Source organism: Variovorax sp. AC103 (genome assembly GCF_979254005.1).
In genome coordinates this window covers 192,526-213,158 of the sequence record NZ_CEEDFC010000004.1, presented here as the reverse complement: position 1 = coordinate 213,158, position 20,633 = coordinate 192,526, and the positions used below count along the sequence as shown (strand labels likewise).

Sequence of the window (20,633 nt, the reverse complement as noted above, 5' to 3'; positions counted from 1 at the left end):
CCCCGGGGCGGCGCAGCGCTTAAAGTCTCCGATCTTCCGACTGGACCTTTTCATGCGCCTGCTGTTGCTTGCCCTTGTTTCCGTGGCCCTGGCCGCCTGCTCCACGCCCGTGACGGGGGTGGTGCGGCTGTACGACGGCATCCTTCGCGCGGGCAGCCAGCCCGAGGCCGAGGCCTATTGCCGCAAGGACGGCAACCCGATCCGCTTGCTAGAGCAGGCCGACGCGCCGCAGACGCCCGGCAATGGCGTGCTGTTCAGGTGCGACTGAGCCCGGCCTGCGCGTTCAGACGCGCGGCAACGCGGCCAGGAAGGTGGACACCACAATCGCCGCGGCGCGGTCGAGCTGCAGGATGTCCGCCACTTCGAAGGCGTGCGGCGAGGTGCGTCCGCTCGCGACGGCCGGCTTGCGGATCTCGACAAGCACTTCGGCCGCCAGTTCGCGGTCGCTGCGCGGCGCCCCGTCGGCGTCCATCACCCACTCGTCGACCTGGTCGAACGGAATGCTGCGAAAGACCCCGACGATGGGGATGTACTTGTAGCGATCCTCGCCCACCAGGATGGGCACGCTGAGGTTGCAAAAAAACGTAGTGATCGACATGCAGGATCGCTGTCGCGAAACTAAAGCATCCAATTGTTGATGAGCGCGGCGTCAGGGGCCATCCTCCAACGGTCGCTGGGGGACAAGACGTGACCTTCTGCACACAAATTGTCTCCGAATTCCCTCGTTTTCCCCATAAAACAACTACTTTATTCTTACATATTGACGCGTAAAGGCACATCCGCTGCGGCCGAACGTTGCAATGGCGTGAAAAAGCGTGCGCGCACGGGAAGACCGGCACGGCTTTGCCTGGAGCGGGAAAAGACACAGAGGGGCGCGAGGGTGCGCGAAGACAGGCCCCGGCAGACTGCTGGATTACCCCACAACGTCTGTGCGCCGCAACACAAGGCGGCGGGCAAGCGTCAGTGCGGGTCGGTGAACTTCGGCGCGCGGCGTTCGATGTTGGCTTTCACCGCCTCGACCTGGTTCGGGCTGCCGATCAGCGCCTTCTGCTCGAGCGACTCGGCCAGCAGCAGTTGCGCAGCGCTCTGCGACGCGCTGCCGTTCAGCAGCCGCTTGCCGGCGCGGATGGCGTCGGGGCTCTTCTGCGCAATGTCGTGCGCCATCTGCAGCGCCTCGGCCAGCGGGTCGGCTGCCACGCGGGTGGCGAAGCCGATGCGCAGGGCCTCCTCGCCCGAGAAGATGCGCCCTGTGTAGGTGAGCTCGCGCACCACGTCGCTGCGGGCCAGCTCGCGCATGAGCACCATGCCGGCCATGTCGGGTACCAGGCCCCACTTGATTTCCATGACCGAGAGCCTGGTGTCGGGCGCCACGATGCGGATGTCCGCGCCCAGCGCCACCTGCAGGCCGCCGCCGAAGGCCACGCCATGCACCGCCGCAATCACCGGCACCGGCACGTCGCGCCAGACCATCGCCACCTGCTGGGCGGCATTGGAGATGCCGTGGGTGCGCACCAGCAGGTCGGCCCCCGCGGCCCCCTCGCCCAGCACGTCGGCGCCAGCGCCTTCCTGCATGCGCTGGAACGAGGCCATGTCCAGCCCCGCGCAAAAGGCCTTGCCGCGGCCTGAAATCACCACCGCCCGCACCGTGCTGTCGCTGCACAGCGCCTGCCCGGCCTCGATCAGCGCGTCGAACATCGCGGGGTCGAGCGCGTTCATCTTGTCGTCGCGGGCGAGCTGCAGTTGCACCACGCCGTCGGCGTGGCGGGTGGTTGCGATGCGGTCGTTCATTTGGTGTCTCCTGGGGCGGTTCTTGCGCCAGTATCGCGCCGTGCGGCGCTGCGCGATGATGGCGGCTGTCGCCTGCACAACACCCTGAACACCTCGCCATGCCATTGGACCGCCGCCAGTTTCTTCTTCAATCGGGCTCGGCCGCCGCGGTGGTGGCGCTGTTCGGACAGGGCTGCGCCACATCGCTGCCGCCGGCGCAGCCCGCCCCTGGCGGTGTGCTCGGCTTCACCGGCGTGCCCGCCTCGCTGCGCGACGGCATCGCGATACCGCCCGAGTACGAATGGCAGCTGCTCTACCCCTGGGGCACGCCCACCGGCGTGGCGGGCCGGATGCCGGCCTTCGCGCCCGATGCCGGCAACAGCGCCGACGACCAGGCGGTGCAGGCCGGCATGCACCACGACGGCATGCACTTCTTCGCGCTCGATGCGCTCGGCGAACGCGGCCTGCTCGTGATGAACCACGAATACACCGACGAGCAGCTGCTGCACACCGATGGCGTGAAGGGCGCGGCGGATGCCGCGGGCTGGACCGCCGACAAGGTGCGCAAGTCGCTGCACGCCATGGGCGCCTCGGTGATCGAGATCCGCCGCACCGTGCAGGGCTGGCAGCAGGTGCTGCCCTCGCCCTTCGCGCGCCGCGTGCACGGCCGCACGCCGATGCGCATCGCCGGCCCGGCCGCCGGCACGCCGCTGATGCGCACCGCCGCCAACCCGGCGGGCGACGCGGTGCTCGGCACCTTCGCCAACTGCGCGATGGGCGTCACGCCGTGGGGCACCTACCTGACCTGTGAGGAGAACTTTCACGGCTACTTCGGCGGCCCCAAGGAAGCCGCGCAGGCCATGACGCCCGCGCAGCGCCGCTACGGCACGGTGCCGGGCGCGCAATGGGTCGAGTACTGGCGCTTCGACGAGCGCTTCGACCTGAGCCGGCATCCCAACGAACCACACCGCTTCGGCTGGGTGGTCGAGATCGATCCGTTCGACGCGACCGCCACGCCCGTCAAGCGCACCGCGCTGGGCCGCAAGCGGCAGGAAAGCGCCACCTGCACCGTCGCGAAGGACGGCCGCCTGGTGGTCTACATGGGCGACGACTCGCGCTTCGAATACATCTACAAGTTCGTCAGCCGCGACAAGGTGCGCCCCGGCACGGACGCCGCCGCGCGCGCCGCCAACCGGCACCTGCTGGACGAGGGCACGCTGCACGTGGCGCGCTACGACGCGGGCGGGCGCGGCCAATGGCTGGAGCTCAGGCACGGGCGCGACGGGCTGGACGCGGCGCACGGCTTTGCCGACCAGGCCGAGGTGCTCATCCACGCCCGGCTGGCCGGCGACATCGTCGGCGGCACGAAGATGGACCGGCCCGAATGGATTGCCGTGCACCCGCAGTCCGGCGAGGTGTACGTCACGCTCACCAACAACACCCAGCGCGGCGACGCCGGCAAGCCCGGCCCCGACGCGGCCAACCCGCGTGCCGACAACTTCTTCGGCGGCATCCTGCGCTGGCGAGAGGACGGCGGCGACGCCGCGAGCAGCGCCTTCGCCTGGGACCATTTCGCGCTCGCGGGCGACCCGGCGCAGCCCGGCAGCGGCGCGCGCTACCCCAGCGCCGATGCCGACATGTTCGGCGCGCCCGACGGCCTGCATTTCGACCGGGGCGGCCTGCTCTGGATCCAGACCGACATGAGCGGCCAGTTGATCGGCAAGCCGCCCTACACCGCGCTGGGCAACAACCAGATGCTGTGCGCCGACCCGGCGTCAGGGCGCATCAAGCGCTTTCTCACCGGGCCGAACGGCTGCGAGATCACGGGCTGCGTGGTCACGCCCGACCGGCGCACGCTGTTCGTCAACATCCAGCATCCGGGCGAGGCGCGCGACGACGGCGACGGCGGCCACAACAGCGCATGGCCCGACGGCACCGTGCCGGGCAGCACGCGGCCACGCTCGGCCACGCTGGCGATCCGCCGGCGCGACGGCGGCATCGTCGGCACCTGAATCCCGGGGAGCAACCGCATGAGCATCCGCATCGTCCGCCTGGGCACGCCGCGCGCACCCGGCGAAGGCTTGCGCGTCGGCACCGTGCGCCGCCCGCCGCGCGGCGTTCCGAAGACCGAGTTCGCCTCGCAGGACTGGTACGACGTGTGGTTCCCGAACCTGGCGCCCTCCGTCGAGACGATGAAGCAGGCGCAGGAGGCACAGGCGAGCGGTTCGCCCGCGCAATGGAACGCCTTCGTGCGCAGGTTCAAGGCTGAGATGGCCGAACCGGACGCGAGCCGCAGCCTCGACCTGCTGGCAGCGCTGTCGCACGGCACGGCCTTGGCGATCGGCTGCTATTGCGAGCACGAGTCGCACTGCCACCGCGGCGTGCTGCGCAGCCTGCTGGCCGAGCGCGGCGCGGACATCACGGACTGAACCTGCTCGTTCAGACCTGCGGCGCGCCGAGGAACACGGGCAGGTGTTCCGCCTGCGCGGCATGCGCCGCCAACGCGGGGAAACCGCCGGGCGAGATGAGCTCGGGCAGCATCAACTGCGTGAAGGACCACGCCACGGCGCTCGACACGCCGGCCTGCGTCATCGTCGTTTCCTCGGCGGACAGCGGCGAAGCGGCCACCTCCGCTTCCAGCGCCGAATACGCGGCCATCAATTGGCTTCGCACGCGGTCGACCCACGGCTGGTGCAGCTTCTCGGCCGGCCGCAGCTGGTGCTCGTAGACGATCTGCACGGTCTTCTCGCAGGCCGCGAGCGCGAGCCCCGTGAGGCGCAGTGCACGCAGCCGTCGGGCGGGGTCGGCGGGCATCAGGCTGCGCCCGCTCAGCGCCTGGGCATGGTCGATGATCAGCGTGGAGTCCATCAGCACCGTGCCGTCGTCGCACACCAGCGTGGGCGCCTTCACCACCGGGTTGATCGCGCGAAACTGCTCGAAGGTGCTGAAGACCGAGACCGGCCTGTGCACGAAAGGCAGGCCGAGCAGGCGCAGCGAGATGGCGGCGCGCCGCACGTAGGGTGAGTCGAGCATGCCGACGAGTTGCATGGGTTCTCCTGGAAAAATGAGAACCACGATAGCGGGCGTGCCGCGCGCGCAGAAGCGCAATCCATCGAAAATCGCGGCCGCAAACCGATCAGGCATCGGCCGCTACACCCCTGACTTCGCCCCCCATGAACATCGACAAGAAAGACCGGCTGATCCTCGAAGCGCTGCAGGCCGACGCGCGCCAGAGCCTGGCCGCCATCGGCAAGCGCATCGGCCTGTCGCAGCCGGCCATGAGCGAGCGCGTGCGCAAGCTCGAGGAGGCCGGCGTGATCGAGGGCTACGGCGCGCGCGTCAACCTGCGCGCGCTGGGCGTGGGGCTGCAGGCCATCATCCGCATCGAGACCACGCACGCCGGCATTGCCAGGTACCTGAAGCTGTTCGAGGCCATGCCCGAGGTGCTGAGCGCCGACCGCGTGACGGGCGCGGACTGCTTCATCGTGCGCTGCGCGATCGCCGAGCCGGCCGACCTGGAGCGCGTGGTGGACGCGCTGGCGGTCGATGGCGCGGTGAGCACCTCGCTGGTGTTGTCGAGCCCGGTGAACAAGCACGTCACGGTGCACGCCGCCCGGCCGGCGATGTCGCCGAAGAAGTAGGCAGCGAGCCCCGCAGATCAGCGCTGGGCCTTGTCCTTCTGGTTCTGCGCCTCGATGCGTTCGCGCGCGGCCAGCCAGTCGGCGTCGCTCCACTGGCGCAGTTCGTAGAAGTTGCCGCCGGTGGCCAGCGCGTTGCCGCCGTCCATCATGATGCTCTGGCCCGTGAGCCAGTCGCACTGGCCCGGCGCCATCAGGAAGGCCGCGAGGTTCTGCAGCTCGCTCATGCGGCCGGTACGCGCCATCGGGTTGTGCAGCTTGCTGCGCGCGCCGGGCTCTTCGCCGGGGTTCAGGCGCTTGCTCATGCCTTCGGTGGGAATCTCGCCGGGGCCCACGGCGTTCAGCCGGATGCCGTGCCGCGCCCATTCGACCGCGAGCGACTTGGTCATCACGTCGATGCCGGCCTTGCTCATGGCCGAGGGCACCACGTAGGGACTGCCGTTGTCGACCCAGGTCGTGATGATGCTCATGACGCTGCGGTAGGCGTCGCCGCTCTTCCATTCGCCCGCCTTGGCCTGCGCCACCCAGCGCTTGCCCACGGCCTGCGTCACGTAGAAGCTGCCGTGGAAGACGATGTTGGCGACGGCATCGAAGGCGCGCGGCGAGAGGTTTTCGGTGGGCGAGACGAAGTTGCCCGCCGCGTTGTTGACCAGCCCGGTGAGGCCGCCGCTCTTGAACAGGCTATCGACCATGTCGTCCACGCTCTGCGCAATGCGGATGTCCACGCCGAAAGTGTCGATGCGCCGGTCCGGGAACTGCTGGCGCCATTCGGCCGCCGTTTCCTCGCAGACCGCCTGGCGCCGCCCGCAGATGGCCACGTCGGCGCCCAGGCCCAGGAAGCGCTCGGCCATGGCCCGGCCCAGGCCGGTGCCCCCGCCGGTCACCAGGATGCGCTGGCCGCTCATGAGGGAAGCTTCAAACATGTCTGTCTCCTGTTCGTTGAGGCAGCGGCAAGGTGGATGTGGCTGCCACCAGCGGATGCTACGCGCGGGGCGGCACGGCGGCTTGCGGGAAGTGGCTCCCTGCGGGACTTCGGGTGCAGGCGCACCGGGTGAGAATGTGCGAAACAAGCTCCCTGGAGACAAGACCGATGCCGAGTTCCGCCAGCTCCGTCAACGCCGCCGATGCGGTCAACGCCCCTGCCGCACCGCTCGAAGGCGTGCGCATCGTGAGCCTCGCGCTCAACCTGCCCGGCCCCGCCGCGCTGCTGCGCTGCCGCGCGATGGGCGCCACCTGCCTCAAGCTGGAGCCGCCGGGCGGCGACCCGATGGGGCTGTACAACCGGCCCGCCTATGCCGCGCTGCACGAGGGCGTCGAGATCCGCGCCGTGGACTTGAAGAGCGAAGCCGGCCAGCAGCAGCTGCACGCCGAACTCGCGAAGACCGACGTGCTGCTCACCTCGTTCCGCCCCTCCGCGCTCCACAAGCTCGAGCTCGACTGGGCCACGCTGCACGCACGCCACCCGTCGCTGTCGCAGGTGGCCATCGTCGGGGCGCCGGGCGAGCGCGCCGAGGAACCGGGGCACGACCTGACCTACCTCGCGGAAAGCGGGCTCGTCACCGGCACCGAGCTGCCGCCGACGCTTTACGCCGACATGGGCGGTGCGCTGCTCGCGAGCGAGGCGGTGCTCAAGGCCATGCTGCTGCAGTCACGCAAGGCGGGCGGCGTGTACCTCGAGGTGGCGTTGAACGCCTCGGCCGACTGGCTCGCCCTGCCCCGCACCTGGGGCCTGACGCAGCCCTCGGGGGCGGTCGGGGGCGCGCACGCGGGTTACCGCGTGTACCCCTGCGCCGACGGCCGTGTGGCGGTGGCCGCGCTGGAGCCGCATTTCGCGGCCAGGCTCTGCGAGGCGGCGCAGATCGCATCGCGCGACATGATGGCGCCGGCCACGCACGAGGCGCTGGCTGCATGGCTGGCAGGCCGCACGCGGGCCGAGCTCGACGCCATGGGCCGCGAGCGCGACGTGCCGCTGCTCACGCTGGCAAACTGATCGAGCACGCCGGCCCGCTCACTTGGCCCGCTCATCTAGGCGCGCCGTCGCGTTGCCGGTCTTCGCGCTTGAGCGCGAGGTAGGTGTCGAGGTCGACCTCGTGCAACTGCCGCGGGTACTGCTCGGCCCCGGCGAACCAGCGCCGCTGCCGGCGGTCGAGCTGCTCCGCCCCCGGCCCAGGCGCCGCAAGGTAGGCGTCCAGCGTCAGGAAGTAGCGCATCGCATTGCGCTCCACCAGCCCGCGCAGGCCGCGGATGTAGTCGGGCTGCCCTTCGGGCGTCTTGCCCAGCACGGTGAAGCCCACCTTGTCGCTGCCGAAGGTCGCCAGGTAGGCCATGGTGCCCAGCCGCACCATGGTGGTGTGGTCGTAGCTGTAGCTGAAGTGCAGGAAGCTCTTGCGTTCGTCCAGCGCAATGGCCTCCAGCGTCACGTGGTAGTTGCTGGTGCCCAGCGGCCCGCTCTCGGCCGTCAACTCGACCGACAGGTGCTCGGGCGTCGCGCTGGCCACGCGGTAGACGAAGGGCAGCTCGAAGGCCTGGTCGAGCGGCTTGTCGTAGCGCCGCACCACGTAGAGCGTGAGCGCTTCGCGCCCCTGCGGTGCGCCGGCCGCGACGCAGCGCCGGTTGTTGATGTGCAGGGTGAGCACGTCGCACCAATGGGCCGAGCCCTTGAGCGTGGCGCTGATCTCCGACAGCGGATGGTCGACCACCGCGTAGACGTCGCCCTGCACGCCGTCGGCCGTTTCCGTGGAATCGAGCTGCACGGGCCGCCCGAAGCTGCTGTGGTCGAGCTTGTCGCTCAGCCGCTGGTGGGTGGCGCGCAGTGCCTGGGCGGTCGACGGCTCCGGCGCGGCGGCACTTGCCAGGAGCGAGGCCGAAAGCAGCAGCGTCCCTGCCAGAAGGCGCGTCCATGAAGCCGGCTGTGGGGGCGAACTGCTCATGGGGCCACACCATACAACGGCGCGGCCGCGCGTGCGCGCCTCACCGCGCAACGGCGAGAATCCCGCCCATGAAACGCCAAGGCACGCTCGTTCGATGGGAAAAGGACCGGGGCTTCGGCTTCATCCGCAGCCCCCACATTTCCGCAGACGTGTTCGTGCACCTGCGCGACTTCACGGACCGCGGTATCACGCCGCAGGTCGGCATGAAGCTGGCGTTCGAAGAGATCCATGTGGGCGGCAAGGGGCCGCGCGCGGTGGCGGTGCAGGCCGAAGGCGCCGTGCAACAGCGTCCGCAGGAGCGACAACGACAGCCCCCGCGGCCTGCCGTTCCAGCTCGCACACCGAACGTTCGCGCCACCAGCCGGCGCCGGGAGGCCGCGCCCTCCTCTTCATCGTCGCTGCCGATGGCCCTGCTGCTCGTGGGCTACGCCGCACTGCTGGGCTACGGCGTGTGGACCGCGCGCGTTCCGCCGATCGCGCTGGGCGTGTTGCTGCTGCTCAGCCTGCTGACCTTCTTCATCTACGGCTTCGACAAGAACGCCGCCGAAACAGGCCGCTGGCGCACCGCGGAAAACACGCTGCACCTGCTCTCGCTGGTCGGGGGCTGGCCGGGCGCATGGGTGGCGCAGCGGTTGTTCCGCCACAAGGTGCGCAAGACGAGCTTCATGGCCGGCTACTGGGCCACGGTGCTGGCCCACCTGGCGGCCGTGGGTGCCTGGGTGGGCAAGCTGCTGCCGGCGGGCCTGCCGGCCTTCTGAAGCTCAGCGCGGCTTGCGGATGCTGCCGCGCACGGGGCCGGCGGCCTTGCGTGGCGCCGGCGCCGAGCCGTTGTCGCGCGGCGGCAGGCCGGTGTGCTGCGTGAGGATGCGGCCCTTCATGGGCTTCACCGGCGCCAGCTTCACCGGCGCGGCCTTGGCAGCCACAGGCGCTGCCGTCGAGTTCTTGCGCCGCGCACTGGTGTAGCCGCCGTCGGTCAGCGGCTGCCACGTCGGGATGAGATGGTGCTTGCCGTTGCCGATCAGGTCGGCACGGCCCATGCTCTTGAGCGCCTCGCGCAGCAGCGGCCAATTGTTCGCGTCGTGGTAGCGCAAGAAGGCCTTGTGCAGCCGTCGGCGCTTGTCGCCGCGCACGATGTCCACCGTCTCGCTCTCGCGCGTGATCTTGCGCAGCGGGTTCTTGTTGGTGTGGTACATCGTCGTGGCCGTGGCCATCGGGCTGGGGTAGAAGGTTTGCACCTGGTCGGCGCGGAAACCGTTCTTCTTGAGCCAGATCGCGAGGTTCATCATGTCCTCGTCGCTGGTGCCCGGGTGTGCGGCAATGAAGTACGGAATGAGGTACTGCTTCTTGCCCGCCTCGGCCGAGAACTTCTCGAACATCTGCTTGAACTTGTCGTAGCTGCCAATGCCGGGCTTCATCATCTTCGTGAGCGGGCCCTGCTCGGTATGCTCCGGCGCGATCTTCAGGTAGCCGCCCACGTGGTGCTGCACCAGTTCCTTCACGTACTCGGGCGACTGCACGGCCAGGTCATAGCGCAGGCCGGAGCTGATCAGGATCTTCTTGATGCCCTTCAGCGCACGCGCGCGGCGGTAGATCTTGATGAGCGGGTCGTGGCTGGTGTTCAGGTTCGGGCAGATGCCCGGGTACACGCAGCTGGGCTTGCGGCAGGCCGACTCGATCTCGGGCGACTTGCAGCCCACGCGGTACATGTTGGCCGTCGGGCCGCCGAGGTCGGAGATGGTGCCGGTGAAGCCCTTGACCGAATCGCGGATGGCCTCGACCTCCTTGATGATCGAGTCTTCCGAGCGGCTCTGGATGATGCGGCCCTCATGCTCGGTGATCGAGCAGAAGGTGCAGCCGCCGAAGCAGCCGCGCATGATGTTCACGCTGAAGCGGATCATTTCCCATGCGGGAATCTTGGTCGCGCCGTCGTGGCTGCCGTTCTCGTCGGCGTAGCGCGGGTGCGGACTGCGTGCGTACGGCAGGTCGAACACGTGGTCCATCTCGGCCGTGGTGAGCGGAATGGGCGGCGGGTTGATCCACACGTCGCGCGCCGTGGCGCCCTCGCCGTGGGCCTGCACCAGCGCGCGGGCATTGCCGGGGTTGGTCTCGAGGTGCAGCACGCGGTTGGCGTGCGCGTAGAGCACCGGGTCGCTGCGCACCTGTTCGTACGACGGCAGTCGGATCACCGAATGGTCGCGCGGCGGCACCTTGATCTTCGCGCGCGAAGCCAGCGCCGGGTTGGGCATGAAAGTCAGCGGCTTGATGGCGGGGTTCACCACCGAGGCGGGCATCGCGGGCATTCCTGAGACAGGCTCGCCCGAGGCGGCGGCTTCCGCGGCCTTGGCGACGGCTTCGGCCTCGTCTTCCTTGGCGCAGGTGGCACCGTTGGCCTTGGCCTGATCGGACACCATCAGGTAGGGGTTGACGTGGGCCTCGACACGGCCGGGCTCGTCGACGCTGGTGGAGTTGATCTCGAACCAGCCTTCGGGCGTTTCGCGGCGCACATAGGCAGTGCCGCGCACGTCGGTGATCTGCTGCACCGGCTCTTTCGCTGCCAGGCGGTGTGCGATTTCCACGATGGCGCGCTCGGCGTTGCCGTACAGCAGAAGGTCGCACTTGGCATCGACGACGATGGAGCGGCGCACCTTGTCCGACCAGTAGTCGTAGTGCGCGATGCGGCGCAGGCTGCCTTCGATGCCGCCGAGGATGATCGGCACGTCGTTCCAGGCTTCCTTGCAGCGCTGCGAATAGACGATGGCCGCACGGTCGGGCCGCGAGCCGCCGACGTCGCCGGGGGTGTAGGCGTCGTCGCTGCGGATCTTGCGGTCCGCGGTGTAGCGGTTGATCATCGAATCCATGTTGCCGGCGGTCACGCCGAAGAACAGGTTCGGTTTGCCCAGTGCCTTGAAGGGCTCGGCGCTCTGCCAGTCGGGCTGCGCGATGATCCCCACGCGAAAGCCCTGCGCCTCGAGCATGCGGCCGATCACCGACATGCCGAAGCTCGGGTGGTCCACATAGGCATCGCCCGTGACCACGATGATGTCGCAGCTGTCCCAGCCGAGGGCGTCCATTTCCTTGCGCGAGGTCGGCAGGAACTTGGCCGTGCCGAAACGCGCCGCCCAGTACTTGCGGTAGCTGGTCAGCGGCTTGGCGGCACGCGCGAAAAAGGAGACGTCGACGGGGGCGTTCATCGGTGGAAGTGACAGCGCCGTGGGAGCACCGTTGTGGGCAACCCTCGATTTTAGGGTTTTCCTCCATCCGTGTCGCGACAAACATCCTGTGACCGCGCCGCCGGGAGGTCTTCATATGATTGCCTTGGTCAACCAACTGAATGACAATGGCAACCATGCCAGAGTCCACCGCCAACCCGTCCGTCGCCGTCGACGCCACCGCCGTCAAGGCGATCCGGCAATTCAACCGCTTCTACACGCGCCGCATCGGCGCCCTCGACCCCTACCTCGGCAGCCCCATGTCGCTGACGGACGTGCGCGTGCTGTACGAGCTGGCGCACCGCGAAACGGCGGTGGCGAGCGAGATCAGCCGCGACCTCGGGCTCGATGCGGGCTACATGAGCCGCATCCTGCGCCGCTTCGAGGCCGAAGGCTGGCTCACGCGCGCGCCGCACGCGCGCGATGCGCGGCAAAGCGTGCTGCGCCTGACGGAAAGCGGCCACGCGGCATTTGCGCCGCTGCAACAGAAATCGCGCGAAGAGGCCGCCGCCCTGCTCGCCCCGCTCGCACCGGCGCAGCGCCAGCAACTGGTGCAGGCCATGGGCACGATGCAGTCGCTGCTCGACCCGCAGGCCGGGCCAGCCAAGCCCCAGGCCGCCGTGCTGCGCGACCCCGCGCCCGGCGACATCGGCTGGGTGGTGCAGCAGCACGGGGAGGTCTATGCGCGCGAGTACGGCTGGAACAGTCAATTCGAGGCGCTGGTCGCTGGTATTGCGAGCGAGTTCCTGCTCAAGTTCCAGCCCGAATGGGAGCGCTGCTGGATCGCCGAGCTCCACGGCGAGCGGGTGGGCGCCATCTTCGTGGTGCGCAAGTCGCACACCGTCGCCCAGCTTCGCATGCTGATCCTGGCGCCCGGCGCGCGCGGACTGGGGCTGGGTGGCACGCTCGTGGACGAATGCATCGCCTTTGCGCGGCTGAAGGGGTACAAGAAGATGGTGCTGTGGACCCACAGCTGCCTGCTGGCCGCGCGCGGCATCTATGCCAAGCGGGGGTTCAAGCTGGTGCAGTCGGAGCCGCACGAAGGGTACGGCGCGCCGCTGGTGGGCGAGAGCTGGGAACTGAAGCTGTAGCGGCCCGGAGCTTCTGTGTTGCTCCTTGCCGTTCCGGGGGAAAGGCTGGGATGGGGGCAGGCTTGCGATCAAGCGCCGCGTTAAAACGAACGCCGTCGTGCCCCCACCCCTGCCCTCCCCCAGGAGGGGAGGGAGAAATTCAATTCAGCTTTACTGCATGAACCAGCCGTGGCTCACGACCAGCGACTGGCCCGTGAGCGCATTCGTCGGAAACCCCGCGAACAGCAGCGCGACGCGCGCGACGTCTTCCGTGGTCGTGAATTCCCCGTCGACCGTCTCCTTCAGCATCACGTTCTTGATGACTTCCTCTTCGCTGATGCCCAGCGTCCTGGCCTGCTCGGGAATCTGCTTCTCGACCAGCGGCGTGCGCACGAAGCCCGGGCAGATCACGTTGGCGCGCACGCCGTGCTTGGCGCCTTCCTTCGCGACCGTCTTGGCCAGCCCGATGAGGCCGTGCTTGGCCGTCACGTAAGGTGCCTTCAGCAGCGACGCCTCCTTCGAGTGCACCGAGCCCATGTAGATCACGCTGCCGCCGCGGCCCTGCGCGTACATGTGCTTCAGGCAGGCCTTGGTGGTAAGGAAGGCGCCGTCGAGGTGGATGGCGAGCATCTTCTTCCAGTCGGCAAAGCTGAACTCTTCCACCGGATGCACGATCTGGATGCCGGCATTGCTGATCAGGATGTCGATGCCGCCGAAGGCAGCCGCGCCCTCTTCCACCGAGGCGTTGACCTGGTCTTCGTTCGTCACGTCGACCGCCACGCCGATGGCCTGCGCGCCCGTGGCCTTGAGTTCGGCCGCGGTGGCGTCCGCCGCTTCCTTGTTCAGGTCGGCAATGATGATCTTGGCGCCTTCCTGTGCGAAGAGGATGGCAATTTCCTTGCCGATGCCGCTGGCCGAGCCGGTGATGTAGGCGACCTTGTCCTTGAGTTGCATGGTGAATGTCCTTGGGTGAGAGTCGGGGTTGAAAAGTGACGGCAGGAATCAGGCGAGATAGTCGTGTTCGACGGTGCCCAGCGCAAGCGTCATGTCGGCGATGTAGTGCACGGCCGACTCGACCTTCAGCACCGGCAGGTCGGCCACCGGCGCGAGCGCATGCGGATGCAGTTCGAGCGAGGCCGGCGCGGTCCACGCGCCGTGCAGCTTGACATCGACCATGTGATAGCGCACCAGCTCGCAGATGCGCGCAGTGCCGTCGACGTGCGGAATGATCTTGAGCAGGAAGTTCGGCTGTGCGATGCCCGCGAGGATCGGCTCTGGGTCGAGCGCGCGGTGCTTGAAGCCCATCGTGGCCTTGGCCACGCGCACCTTGCCGTAGTCGAGCGTGCCCACCACCACGTCTGTCTCGTAGTCGAGCACCGGCGAGGCGAGCTTCTTCGGAAAGCCCCAGAGCTCGCGGCCACCGGCGATGGGCGGATGGTCGTTGAGGTACATGGCGTGCACGTAGGCGCCCTTCTCAACGCCCTTCGCCGTGCGCAGCTGCACCGGAATGACCTGGCCGGACTCGGTGTAGTCGCCGAACCCGGTGGAGTCGGGCATGCGGATGAACTCGTACTTGACCAGCGGTTCGACCACCTGGAGCGGCTCGGGCACCACGGCGCGCAATGCGTCCATGTCGGTGCGGTAGGTGACGATGAGAAATTCGCGCCGCATGAACCGGTACGGACCCGGCGGAAACGCGGGACTGGTCAGCGGCATGGCGAATGCCGTTCGCCGCACATCTTCGATGTTCATGAACATTTCCTCCTGTTGAAGTGACGTGCCCAGTCTGGCCAGGGTTTCTTAGTCGAAGCTGAATCCCCGCCCTACACCGACAGGCTGGGCCGCTTCACGCGCCCCGTGCCGTGCTCGCCGAGGTCGAAGGTGGTCACGCCGTTGACCGTGGCATCGGCGCGCAGCGTCTCCGGATGCGCCAGCGTGATGCGCATGTCGCGCGCGCCCGAATCCCAGTGCTCTTCCACCGCGGCGCGCGAGAACTCGTAGTCCTTCGATTCAAGCTCGTAGGGTTTGTCGCGGTAGATCAGGTGAAAGATGTCGATCGGCTCGTGCGTGAGCTGCGACTGCACCGCGAGCACGCTCGGGTCGTTGCGCAGGCCCGCCGGCAGCTTGGTGATCAGGTCGGCGATGGCCTGCTGCAGGTTCATGTTGGCGGCTAGCGCGTCGGTATTCATGCGCGTGCGGCTGGAGTAGGTGATGTCTTTTTGCCGCTCCAGCACGCCCGCCATGGTGCGCGGCATTTCGCCGCGCGCATTGAACAGGTCGACCTGCAGCACCACCAGCGGCTCGGTGCGCGGGTGCGTGTCGAGCACGTACTGCAGCGGCGTGTTCGACACGATGCCGCCGTCCCAGTAGTCGTCCCCGTCGATGGTGATGGGCGCGAAGCCCGGGGGCAGTGCGCCGCTGGCCATGATGTGCTCGGGGCCGATGCGCTGGCGCGTGTTGTCGAAGTACACCGAGTTGCCGGTGCGCACATTGACCGCGCCGACGCTGAAACGGGCTTCGCAGGCATTGATGCGGTCGAAGTCCACCAGCCGCTCGAGCGTGGACTTGAGTGGTGAGGTGTCGTAGTAGCTGAGCAGCGGCGCGGCACCGCCCATGAGCAGCGCCGGCGCATAGCGCGGTTCGAAGAAGCCCGGAATGCCCACGAGCGAGGCCATGGTGGCGCTGTACTGGTTCTGCGTGGCGCGGTCGCCCATCCACGAGGGCAGGCGCTGCGAAGGGCCGGAAGACACCAGATGCCAGAACTCGCGCAGCCGGTCGACCCGCTGCTCGGGCGCGTTGCCCGCGATCAGCGCCGCATTGATGGCGCCGATGGACACGCCGGCGATCCAGTGCGGCTCCAGCTCGGTTTCACTGAGCGCCGCGAACACGCCCGCCTGGTAGGCACCGAGCGCGCCCCCGCCCTGCAGCACCAGCGCCTTTCGGGCACTGCGCATGTCTTCGCGGCGCGAAGCAAAAGGGTTGAGGGGGCGGGAGGCGGCACGGGATTTTTTCTTCGAAGGTGTCGTCATGCATTTATTTGACACCAGCCGTGCGGCGCCAACCTGACCAGGGGCTTCATCAGCACGAGCCCCTGGCCCGGGATCACATCTTCGGCAGCAGCTGCCCGCGAATCTCGCCGCCCGGGTTGGCCGCCGTGTGCACGTTCGCATACCACTTGCCCGAGACCAGGTCGGCAGCCTGCGACGGCGTGAGCGTGGCCTGGCCTTCGATCGGGCTGGCCGGATTGGCAAAGGGCAGCACCACGCCGGCGTTGGCACCCGCGGCCGCGGGGCCGTGGAAGTGCGCCATGGTGGCGGGTCCGCTCAGGCCGGTGTAGGTGATCTTGTACTTGAGCACGTTGGTGTCGCGGTCGAGCCAGGCTTCGGCCATGCCGCTGCCGCGCGTCATGTTCGGAGGCACTTCACTGGCCGCGTTCATCGCGCCGCTGAAGCTCGCGGTGTTCGACTTCGACATCATTCCGCAGCCGACCAGCGCGGCACTGGCCACCCCGGTGATGAGGGCTGCGCGCAAAAAGGTGCCATATTTGGTCATGAGCTTGATCTCCTGAGTTGTGGAAGCGCCCACAGCATAGGCAGCACCGCCTGGCTTGTCTTGTCGGCCATCGTCCCGACTTGGGCGGGCTCATGCGGCGCGGCACAGGGGCTGAAACACAATTCGCCCATGACTTCCTTCCCCCTTCCGACCGCCCGCGACGTGGTCGAGTTCTGGCGCCAGGCCGGCCCCGAGCGCTGGTTCGCCAAGAACGCCGCGTTCGACACCGAATTCATTTCCCGATGTGCCCAGGCGCACCAGGCCGCCGCCCGCGGCGAGCTCGATGCATGGCTGGCCGATGCCGAAGGCACCCTTGCACTGCTGGTGCTGCTCGACCAGTTTCCGCGCAATGCCTGGCGCAACAACCCCCACATGCTGGCCACCGACGGCAAGGCGCTGGCGGTGGCGAAGAAGGCCGTCGACGCCGGCTTCGACCGGCAGCTGGAGCCCCCGCTTCAGCCCTTCTTCTACCTGCCGTTCATGCACTCAGAAGTGCTGGCGGAGCAGGAGCGTTCGGTGCGACTCAATGCAGCGCTGGACGCCAACACGCAGCGTTTCGCGGTACTGCACCGAGACATCGTGGCGCGCTTCGGGCGCTTTCCGCACCGCAACAAGCTGCTGGGCCGCGAAACCACGGCAGAGGAACAGCAGTTCCTGGACATCGGCGGCTTCGCCGGTTGAGCGGCCTCAGGCGCCGGGGCGGGCCGGCAGCGGCGCGTCGCGCGTGGGCGACGGATTGAGCTCGCCCACGCCCTTCAGGTTCTTCATGGAGCCGTAGGTGCGTGCATAGACCCAGGTGAACTCCGCGCCGAGCAGGAAAATCTGCGCCGAGTAGTACACCCACACCAGCACCACCACCAGCGAGCCCGCCGCACCGTAGCCCGACGCCACGCTGCTCTTGCCGATGTACAGCCCGATGAGGTGCTTGCCCACGGTGAACAGCAGCGCCGTCACAGCCGCGCCCACCCACACGTCGCGCCATTGCACCCGGGCGCGCGGCATGATCTTGTAGATCATCGCGAAGATCACGGTCACCATCGCGAAGCTGAAGACGAAGTTGACCACCTGCGCCGTGCTCTCCCAGGCGCCGAACATCGGCGACCACCACTTGCCCAGGGCCGCGAGCGCGGCGCTCGCCACCAGCGACACCATGAGCAGGAAGCCGATGCCCATGATCATGCTGAAGGACAGCAGCCGCACGCGCAGCATGTTGAACAGCCCCCCGCTCTTGGCGCGCGCCGGCGCGCGCCAGATGCGGTCGAGCGCGTCCTGCAGTTCGCCGAACACCGTGGTCGCGCCCACCACCAGCAGGCCGATGCCGATCACCGTGGCGAAGATGCCCTCGGCCGGCTTGTTCACCGCCTGCAGCATGCCTTGCACCGCCGCGGCGCCTTGCGCGCCCATCAGCCCCGAGAGCTGCGCGAAGATCTCGCCCCGCGCCGCCTCCTGTCCGAACACCAGCCCCGCCACGGCAATCACGATCAGCAGCAGCGGCGCGATGGAAAACACCGTGTAGTACGCCAGCGCGGCGCCCATGCTCGGGGCGTAGTCGTTCGACCACGAATTGAAGGCTCGCTTGCAGAGGTCGAAGAGTGCGCGCAGTTGCATGATCATGGGTAAGTGTCCGCCGGGCGGCGTCCGGCATCCTGTCAGTGCGATGCCCGGCGTGTTGAAAGCCTGCCAACGATAATCGCTCCACATGCATCCGTCTCCCCCAGCATCCGGCACGGCGGCACCGCCCGCCGAACCGGCCGTCGCCCATCCGCAGTCGCCGCGCGACCTGTTCGTTTCGTTCACCTGGCTGGCGCTTCAGGGCTTCGGCGGGGTGCTGGCCATCGTGCAGCGCGAGATGGTCGAGAAGAAGAAATGGCTCACACCCGAGCAGTTCCTCGAAGACTGGGCCGTGGCCCAGGTGATGCCCGGCCCCAACGTGATCAACCTCGCCCTGATGATCGGCGACCGCTACTTCGGCCTGCGCGGTGCGCTGGCCGCCGTGGCGGGCATGCTGACCATTCCGCTGGTCGTGATCCTCGCGCTGGCGGTGCTCTATGCCCACTACGCCGGCAACCCGCAGGTCGCTGCTGCGCTGCGCGGCATGGGTGCGGTGTCGGGCGGGCTGATTGCCGCCACCGGCATCAAGCTGGTGCCGCAACTGCGCAAGCACCCGCTGGGCTTTGCCACCTGCCTCGCGTTCATGACACTGGTGTTCCTGGCCATCGCGGTGTTCAAGGTTCCGCTGGGCTGGGTGCTGCTGGTGGTGGGCGGAGTCGCTTGCGTGTGGACCTGGAAGAAGATCGGCCCATGAGCGCGCGCCGGGCCGCCCCAAGCAAGCTCGCGCCGCAGCCGAAGGCGGAGGTTTTGCGATGACCATTGCGATGCACTGGCACGACTGGCTGGCGCTCTTCGGGCAGTACATGCTGCTGTCGCTGCTGTCGATCAGCGGCGCCATCACCACGGTGCCCGACATGCACCGCTACCTCGTGGCCCAGCACGGCTGGCTGACCGATGCGCAGTTCAGCTCGTCGGTGGCCATCGCGCAGGCCGCGCCCGGGCCCAACGTGCTGTTCGTGGCGCTGATGGGATGGAACGTCGGGCTCAACGCGGGCGGCGGCATCGGCGCCGGGCCCGGCGCCTGGGTGCTCGGCTTCTTCGGCCTGATGGTCACCATGGTCGGCATCATGCTGCCCAGCACCACCCTCACCTACTTCGCCACACGCTGGGGACACCGCAACCGCACCCGGCGCGAAGTGCGCGCCTTCAAGCAGGGCATGGCCCCCGTGGTCGTGGGCCTGCTGGTCGCCACCGGCTGGGTGCTGTCCGCGGGTAACCATGCTGGCAATGCGCCTGCCTGGCACCTGTGGGCGCTCAGCGGCGTGGCTGCGCTTATCGTCTGGCGCACGCGCATCCACCTGCTCTGGCTGCTCGGCGCCGGTGCGGTGCTGGGCGCCGTGGGCTTCGTCTGACCGTTCAACCTTTTTCCCTTCCCTTCTTCAGGAACACTTCGACATGTCGCAACTTCGCCCGCTCGGCCGCTCCGGTCTCCTGGTTTCTCCGCTCGCCTTCGGCGGCAACGTGTTCGGCTGGACCGTCGACGAGGCAGCCTCGTTCAAGCTGCTCGACGCCTGGGTGGACGCGGGCTTCAACTTCGTCGACACCGCCGACGTGTATTCGAGCTGGGTGCCGGGCCACACGGGCGGCGAATCGGAAACCATCATCGGCAAGTGGCTCAAGCAGAGCGGCAAGCGCAACCGCGTGGTGCTGGCCACCAAGGTCGGCAAGCCGATGGGCGAAGGCAAGGTGGGCCTGTCGCCCGCGTACATCCGCGAAGCCGTCGAAGCCTCGCTGCGGCGCCTGCAGACGGACCACATCGACCTGTACCAGTCGCACGACGACGACGCCAACACGCCGCTCGAAGACTCGCTGGGCGCCTTCGACGAACTCATCAAGGAAGGCAAGGTGCGCGCCATCGGCGCGTCGAACTACACCGCGCCGCGGCTCGAAGAGGCACTGGACGTGTCCGAGCGCCTGGGCATCGCCCGCTACGAGAGCCTGCAGCCGCTGTACAACCTGTACGACCGCGCGGTGTTTGAAGACGCACTGGAGCCGCTGTGCGTGAAGCGCGAAGTGGGCGTGATCAACTTCTACGCGCTGGCCGCCGGCTTCCTCACAGGCAAGTACCGCACCGAGGCCGATGCCGCCAAGAGCGCGCGCGGCGCCAACACCACCAAGAAATACCTCAACGAGCGCGGCCTGCGCATCCTCGACGCGCTGGACAAGGTGGCCCAGCAGTACAACGCCAAGCCGGGCCAGGTCGCCATCGCATGGCAGATCGCGCGCCCGGGCGTGACGGCGCCCATTGCCAGCGCGACCTCGATCGCGCAGCTCGAAGAGCTGGTGGTGGCCACGCAGCTGAAGCTGGACGCCGGCACCATCGAGATGCTCGACCGCGCCAGCGCCGAGACCGCCGCCGCCTGACGGTGCCCCGGCAATGAGCGTCTTCGATTCCATCGCGGCGCCCGCGCTCGAGCACTTCGCCGACCTGCGCGTCGAGGTGGGCGTGCCGCAGGTGCTGGGCAACAGCCCGCGCGGACTGCGCCGCATCGTGCCGATCACGGGGGGCGAGGCCGTCGGCCACGGGTGGCGGGCGCGCGTGCTGCCCGGCGGAAGCGACTTCCAGCTGATCGTGAGCGACACGCTCTCGGAGCTCGACGCGCGCTACGGCCTGGAGACGGATGCGGGCGACCTCGTCTACGTGCAGAACCACGCAGTGCGTGCGGCGTCGCCGGAGGTCATGGGCAAGCTGCTGCGCGGCGAGCCCGTGGACGCGTCGCAGGTCTACTTTCGCTGCAGCCCGCGCTTCGAGACCGCCTCGCCGTCGCTGAAGTGGATCAACGAACGCATGTTCGTGGGTGCCGGCGCGCGCCATCCCGCCGAGGTGGTGATGCGCTTCTACGCGCTGGTGTAGCC

General features: G+C 68.3%; 23 protein-coding genes. 12 read left to right on the top strand and 11 right to left on the bottom strand.

Annotated elements, in window-relative coordinates; all coding sequences use genetic code 11:
• Nucleotides 1-52 precede the first annotated feature (52 nt).
• Nucleotides 53-268: a hypothetical protein gene (locus tag AC0IYU_RS07665; RefSeq protein ID WP_472114817.1), complete on the top strand. Its 216-nt coding sequence runs from the start codon at nucleotides 53-55 to the stop codon at nucleotides 266-268.
• 15 nt (nucleotides 269-283) lie between these two features.
• On the opposite strand, the gene AC0IYU_RS07660 is transcribed toward AC0IYU_RS07665, so the two are convergent.
• Nucleotides 284-598, bottom strand: coding sequence for a hypothetical protein (locus tag AC0IYU_RS07660; protein ID WP_472114814.1), 315 nt, complete (start codon nucleotides 596-598; stop codon nucleotides 284-286).
• A gap of 362 nt (nucleotides 599-960) precedes the next feature.
• Nucleotides 961-1,788, bottom strand: coding sequence for a crotonase/enoyl-CoA hydratase family protein (locus AC0IYU_RS07655; protein WP_435483988.1), 828 nt, complete (start codon nucleotides 1,786-1,788; stop codon nucleotides 961-963).
• Between the two features lie 98 nt (nucleotides 1,789-1,886).
• Between AC0IYU_RS07655 and AC0IYU_RS07650 the strand changes: the two genes are divergently transcribed.
• Both AC0IYU_RS07650 and AC0IYU_RS07645 read left to right on the top strand, forming a co-directional pair.
• A complete protein-coding gene (locus AC0IYU_RS07650; protein ID WP_472114811.1) occupies nucleotides 1,887-3,779 on the top strand; it encodes a PhoX family protein in 1,893 nt (630 codons plus the stop codon).
• A gap of 18 nt (nucleotides 3,780-3,797) precedes the next feature.
• Complete coding sequence (locus tag AC0IYU_RS07645; RefSeq protein WP_472114808.1) at nucleotides 3,798-4,196, top strand: DUF488 domain-containing protein; 399 nt, start codon at nucleotides 3,798-3,800, stop codon at nucleotides 4,194-4,196.
• Nucleotides 4,197-4,206: 10 nt separating this feature from the next.
• Here the strand turns inward: AC0IYU_RS07645 and AC0IYU_RS07640 are convergent, their stop codons facing one another.
• A complete protein-coding gene (locus AC0IYU_RS07640; protein WP_472114805.1) occupies nucleotides 4,207-4,815 on the bottom strand; it encodes a glutathione S-transferase family protein in 609 nt (202 codons plus the stop codon).
• A 125-nt stretch (nucleotides 4,816-4,940) separates the two neighbouring features.
• Here AC0IYU_RS07640 and AC0IYU_RS07635 point away from each other — a divergent pair, with 125 nt between their 5' ends.
• Complete coding sequence (locus AC0IYU_RS07635; RefSeq protein ID WP_472114802.1) at nucleotides 4,941-5,408, top strand: Lrp/AsnC family transcriptional regulator; 468 nt, start codon at nucleotides 4,941-4,943, stop codon at nucleotides 5,406-5,408.
• 17 nt (nucleotides 5,409-5,425) lie between these two features.
• Here the strand turns inward: AC0IYU_RS07635 and AC0IYU_RS07630 are convergent, their stop codons facing one another.
• The gene (locus AC0IYU_RS07630) at nucleotides 5,426-6,328 is read right to left on the bottom strand and encodes an SDR family oxidoreductase (RefSeq protein ID WP_472114799.1); all 903 of its coding nucleotides are present in this window, start codon (nucleotides 6,326-6,328) and stop codon (nucleotides 5,426-5,428) included.
• Nucleotides 6,329-6,495: 167 nt separating this feature from the next.
• Between AC0IYU_RS07630 and AC0IYU_RS07625 the strand changes: the two genes are divergently transcribed.
• Nucleotides 6,496-7,395 (top strand): CoA transferase, encoded by a 900-nt coding sequence (locus tag AC0IYU_RS07625; protein ID WP_472114796.1) that lies wholly within the window; start codon nucleotides 6,496-6,498, stop codon nucleotides 7,393-7,395.
• 31 nt (nucleotides 7,396-7,426) lie between these two features.
• Here AC0IYU_RS07625 and AC0IYU_RS07620 read toward each other — a convergent pair whose 3' ends face one another.
• Complete coding sequence (locus tag AC0IYU_RS07620) at nucleotides 7,427-8,335, bottom strand: hypothetical protein (protein ID WP_472114793.1); 909 nt, start codon at nucleotides 8,333-8,335, stop codon at nucleotides 7,427-7,429.
• 68 nt (nucleotides 8,336-8,403) lie between these two features.
• On the opposite strand from AC0IYU_RS07620, the gene AC0IYU_RS07615 reads away from it, so the two are divergent.
• Entirely contained in the window at nucleotides 8,404-9,093 is a 690-nt protein-coding gene (locus AC0IYU_RS07615; RefSeq protein ID WP_472114790.1) for a DUF1294 domain-containing protein, read from the top strand.
• 3 nt (nucleotides 9,094-9,096) lie between these two features.
• On the opposite strand, the gene AC0IYU_RS07610 is transcribed toward AC0IYU_RS07615, so the two are convergent.
• Complete coding sequence (locus AC0IYU_RS07610; RefSeq protein WP_472114786.1) at nucleotides 9,097-11,526, bottom strand: YgiQ family radical SAM protein; 2,430 nt, start codon at nucleotides 11,524-11,526, stop codon at nucleotides 9,097-9,099.
• A 140-nt stretch (nucleotides 11,527-11,666) separates the two neighbouring features.
• On the opposite strand from AC0IYU_RS07610, the gene AC0IYU_RS07605 reads away from it, so the two are divergent.
• Nucleotides 11,667-12,635 (top strand): bifunctional helix-turn-helix transcriptional regulator/GNAT family N-acetyltransferase, encoded by a 969-nt coding sequence (locus AC0IYU_RS07605; protein ID WP_472114783.1) that lies wholly within the window; start codon nucleotides 11,667-11,669, stop codon nucleotides 12,633-12,635.
• 150 nt (nucleotides 12,636-12,785) lie between these two features.
• On the opposite strand, the gene AC0IYU_RS07600 is transcribed toward AC0IYU_RS07605, so the two are convergent.
• From AC0IYU_RS07600 to AC0IYU_RS07585, 4 genes are all read right to left on the bottom strand, one after another.
• Nucleotides 12,786-13,568: a 3-hydroxybutyrate dehydrogenase gene (locus AC0IYU_RS07600; protein WP_472114780.1), complete on the bottom strand. Its 783-nt coding sequence runs from the start codon at nucleotides 13,566-13,568 to the stop codon at nucleotides 12,786-12,788.
• A gap of 48 nt (nucleotides 13,569-13,616) precedes the next feature.
• The gene (locus tag AC0IYU_RS07595; protein ID WP_472114777.1) at nucleotides 13,617-14,366 is read right to left on the bottom strand and encodes an acetoacetate decarboxylase; all 750 of its coding nucleotides are present in this window, start codon (nucleotides 14,364-14,366) and stop codon (nucleotides 13,617-13,619) included.
• Nucleotides 14,367-14,437: 71 nt separating this feature from the next.
• Nucleotides 14,438-15,568 (bottom strand): patatin-like phospholipase family protein, encoded by a 1,131-nt coding sequence (locus AC0IYU_RS07590; protein WP_472114774.1) that lies wholly within the window; start codon nucleotides 15,566-15,568, stop codon nucleotides 14,438-14,440.
• Between the two features lie 148 nt (nucleotides 15,569-15,716).
• Nucleotides 15,717-16,166 (bottom strand): CHRD domain-containing protein, encoded by a 450-nt coding sequence (locus AC0IYU_RS07585; RefSeq protein ID WP_472114772.1) that lies wholly within the window; start codon nucleotides 16,164-16,166, stop codon nucleotides 15,717-15,719.
• 129 nt (nucleotides 16,167-16,295) lie between these two features.
• Here AC0IYU_RS07585 and AC0IYU_RS07580 point away from each other — a divergent pair, with 129 nt between their 5' ends.
• A complete protein-coding gene (locus tag AC0IYU_RS07580) occupies nucleotides 16,296-16,847 on the top strand; it encodes a DUF924 family protein (RefSeq protein WP_472114769.1) in 552 nt (183 codons plus the stop codon).
• A gap of 6 nt (nucleotides 16,848-16,853) precedes the next feature.
• Here the strand turns inward: AC0IYU_RS07580 and AC0IYU_RS07575 are convergent, their stop codons facing one another.
• Nucleotides 16,854-17,780: a YihY/virulence factor BrkB family protein gene (locus tag AC0IYU_RS07575; RefSeq protein WP_472114767.1), complete on the bottom strand. Its 927-nt coding sequence runs from the start codon at nucleotides 17,778-17,780 to the stop codon at nucleotides 16,854-16,856.
• 85 nt (nucleotides 17,781-17,865) lie between these two features.
• On the opposite strand from AC0IYU_RS07575, the gene AC0IYU_RS07570 reads away from it, so the two are divergent.
• From AC0IYU_RS07570 to AC0IYU_RS07555, 4 genes are read left to right on the top strand one after another with little or no spacing between them, the layout of a single operon-like run.
• Nucleotides 17,866-18,471 (top strand): chromate transporter, encoded by a 606-nt coding sequence (locus AC0IYU_RS07570; protein WP_472114765.1) that lies wholly within the window; start codon nucleotides 17,866-17,868, stop codon nucleotides 18,469-18,471.
• A gap of 58 nt (nucleotides 18,472-18,529) precedes the next feature.
• A complete protein-coding gene (locus tag AC0IYU_RS07565; protein WP_435438636.1) occupies nucleotides 18,530-19,129 on the top strand; it encodes a chromate transporter in 600 nt (199 codons plus the stop codon).
• Nucleotides 19,130-19,172: 43 nt separating this feature from the next.
• A complete protein-coding gene (locus AC0IYU_RS07560; RefSeq protein WP_435438635.1) occupies nucleotides 19,173-20,141 on the top strand; it encodes an aldo/keto reductase in 969 nt (322 codons plus the stop codon).
• 13 nt (nucleotides 20,142-20,154) lie between these two features.
• The gene (locus AC0IYU_RS07555; protein ID WP_435438634.1) at nucleotides 20,155-20,631 is read left to right on the top strand and encodes a DUF3237 domain-containing protein; all 477 of its coding nucleotides are present in this window, start codon (nucleotides 20,155-20,157) and stop codon (nucleotides 20,629-20,631) included.
• Nucleotides 20,632-20,633: the final 2 nt, after the last annotated feature.

Excerpts from the sequence above, each read along its gene's own strand:
- AC0IYU_RS07665 (WP_472114817.1), top strand. The coding sequence starts at position 53 with ATGCGCCTGCTGTTGCTTGCCCTTGTTTCCGTGGCCCTGGCCGCCTGC.
- AC0IYU_RS07660 (WP_472114814.1), bottom strand. The coding sequence starts at position 598 with ATGTCGATCACTACGTTTTTTTGCAACCTCAGCGTGCCCATCCTGGTG.
- AC0IYU_RS07655 (WP_435483988.1), bottom strand. The coding sequence starts at position 1,788 with ATGAACGACCGCATCGCAACCACCCGCCACGCCGACGGCGTGGTGCAA.
- AC0IYU_RS07650 (WP_472114811.1), top strand. The coding sequence starts at position 1,887 with ATGCCATTGGACCGCCGCCAGTTTCTTCTTCAATCGGGCTCGGCCGCC.
- AC0IYU_RS07645 (WP_472114808.1), top strand. The coding sequence starts at position 3,798 with ATGAGCATCCGCATCGTCCGCCTGGGCACGCCGCGCGCACCCGGCGAA.
- AC0IYU_RS07640 (WP_472114805.1), bottom strand. The coding sequence starts at position 4,815 with ATGCAACTCGTCGGCATGCTCGACTCACCCTACGTGCGGCGCGCCGCC.
- AC0IYU_RS07635 (WP_472114802.1), top strand. The coding sequence starts at position 4,941 with ATGAACATCGACAAGAAAGACCGGCTGATCCTCGAAGCGCTGCAGGCC.
- AC0IYU_RS07630 (WP_472114799.1), bottom strand. The coding sequence starts at position 6,328 with ATGTTTGAAGCTTCCCTCATGAGCGGCCAGCGCATCCTGGTGACCGGC.
- AC0IYU_RS07625 (WP_472114796.1), top strand. The coding sequence starts at position 6,496 with ATGCCGAGTTCCGCCAGCTCCGTCAACGCCGCCGATGCGGTCAACGCC.
- AC0IYU_RS07620 (WP_472114793.1), bottom strand. The coding sequence starts at position 8,335 with ATGAGCAGTTCGCCCCCACAGCCGGCTTCATGGACGCGCCTTCTGGCA.
- AC0IYU_RS07615 (WP_472114790.1), top strand. The coding sequence starts at position 8,404 with ATGAAACGCCAAGGCACGCTCGTTCGATGGGAAAAGGACCGGGGCTTC.
- AC0IYU_RS07610 (WP_472114786.1), bottom strand. The coding sequence starts at position 11,526 with ATGAACGCCCCCGTCGACGTCTCCTTTTTCGCGCGTGCCGCCAAGCCG.
- AC0IYU_RS07605 (WP_472114783.1), top strand. The coding sequence starts at position 11,667 with ATGACAATGGCAACCATGCCAGAGTCCACCGCCAACCCGTCCGTCGCC.
- AC0IYU_RS07600 (WP_472114780.1), bottom strand. The coding sequence starts at position 13,568 with ATGCAACTCAAGGACAAGGTCGCCTACATCACCGGCTCGGCCAGCGGC.
- AC0IYU_RS07595 (WP_472114777.1), bottom strand. The coding sequence starts at position 14,366 with ATGAACATCGAAGATGTGCGGCGAACGGCATTCGCCATGCCGCTGACC.
- AC0IYU_RS07590 (WP_472114774.1), bottom strand. The coding sequence starts at position 15,568 with ATGCGCAGTGCCCGAAAGGCGCTGGTGCTGCAGGGCGGGGGCGCGCTC.
- AC0IYU_RS07585 (WP_472114772.1), bottom strand. The coding sequence starts at position 16,166 with ATGACCAAATATGGCACCTTTTTGCGCGCAGCCCTCATCACCGGGGTG.
- AC0IYU_RS07580 (WP_472114769.1), top strand. The coding sequence starts at position 16,296 with ATGACTTCCTTCCCCCTTCCGACCGCCCGCGACGTGGTCGAGTTCTGG.
- AC0IYU_RS07575 (WP_472114767.1), bottom strand. The coding sequence starts at position 17,780 with ATGATCATGCAACTGCGCGCACTCTTCGACCTCTGCAAGCGAGCCTTC.
- AC0IYU_RS07570 (WP_472114765.1), top strand. The coding sequence starts at position 17,866 with ATGCATCCGTCTCCCCCAGCATCCGGCACGGCGGCACCGCCCGCCGAA.
- AC0IYU_RS07565 (WP_435438636.1), top strand. The coding sequence starts at position 18,530 with ATGACCATTGCGATGCACTGGCACGACTGGCTGGCGCTCTTCGGGCAG.
- AC0IYU_RS07560 (WP_435438635.1), top strand. The coding sequence starts at position 19,173 with ATGTCGCAACTTCGCCCGCTCGGCCGCTCCGGTCTCCTGGTTTCTCCG.
- AC0IYU_RS07555 (WP_435438634.1), top strand. The coding sequence starts at position 20,155 with ATGAGCGTCTTCGATTCCATCGCGGCGCCCGCGCTCGAGCACTTCGCC.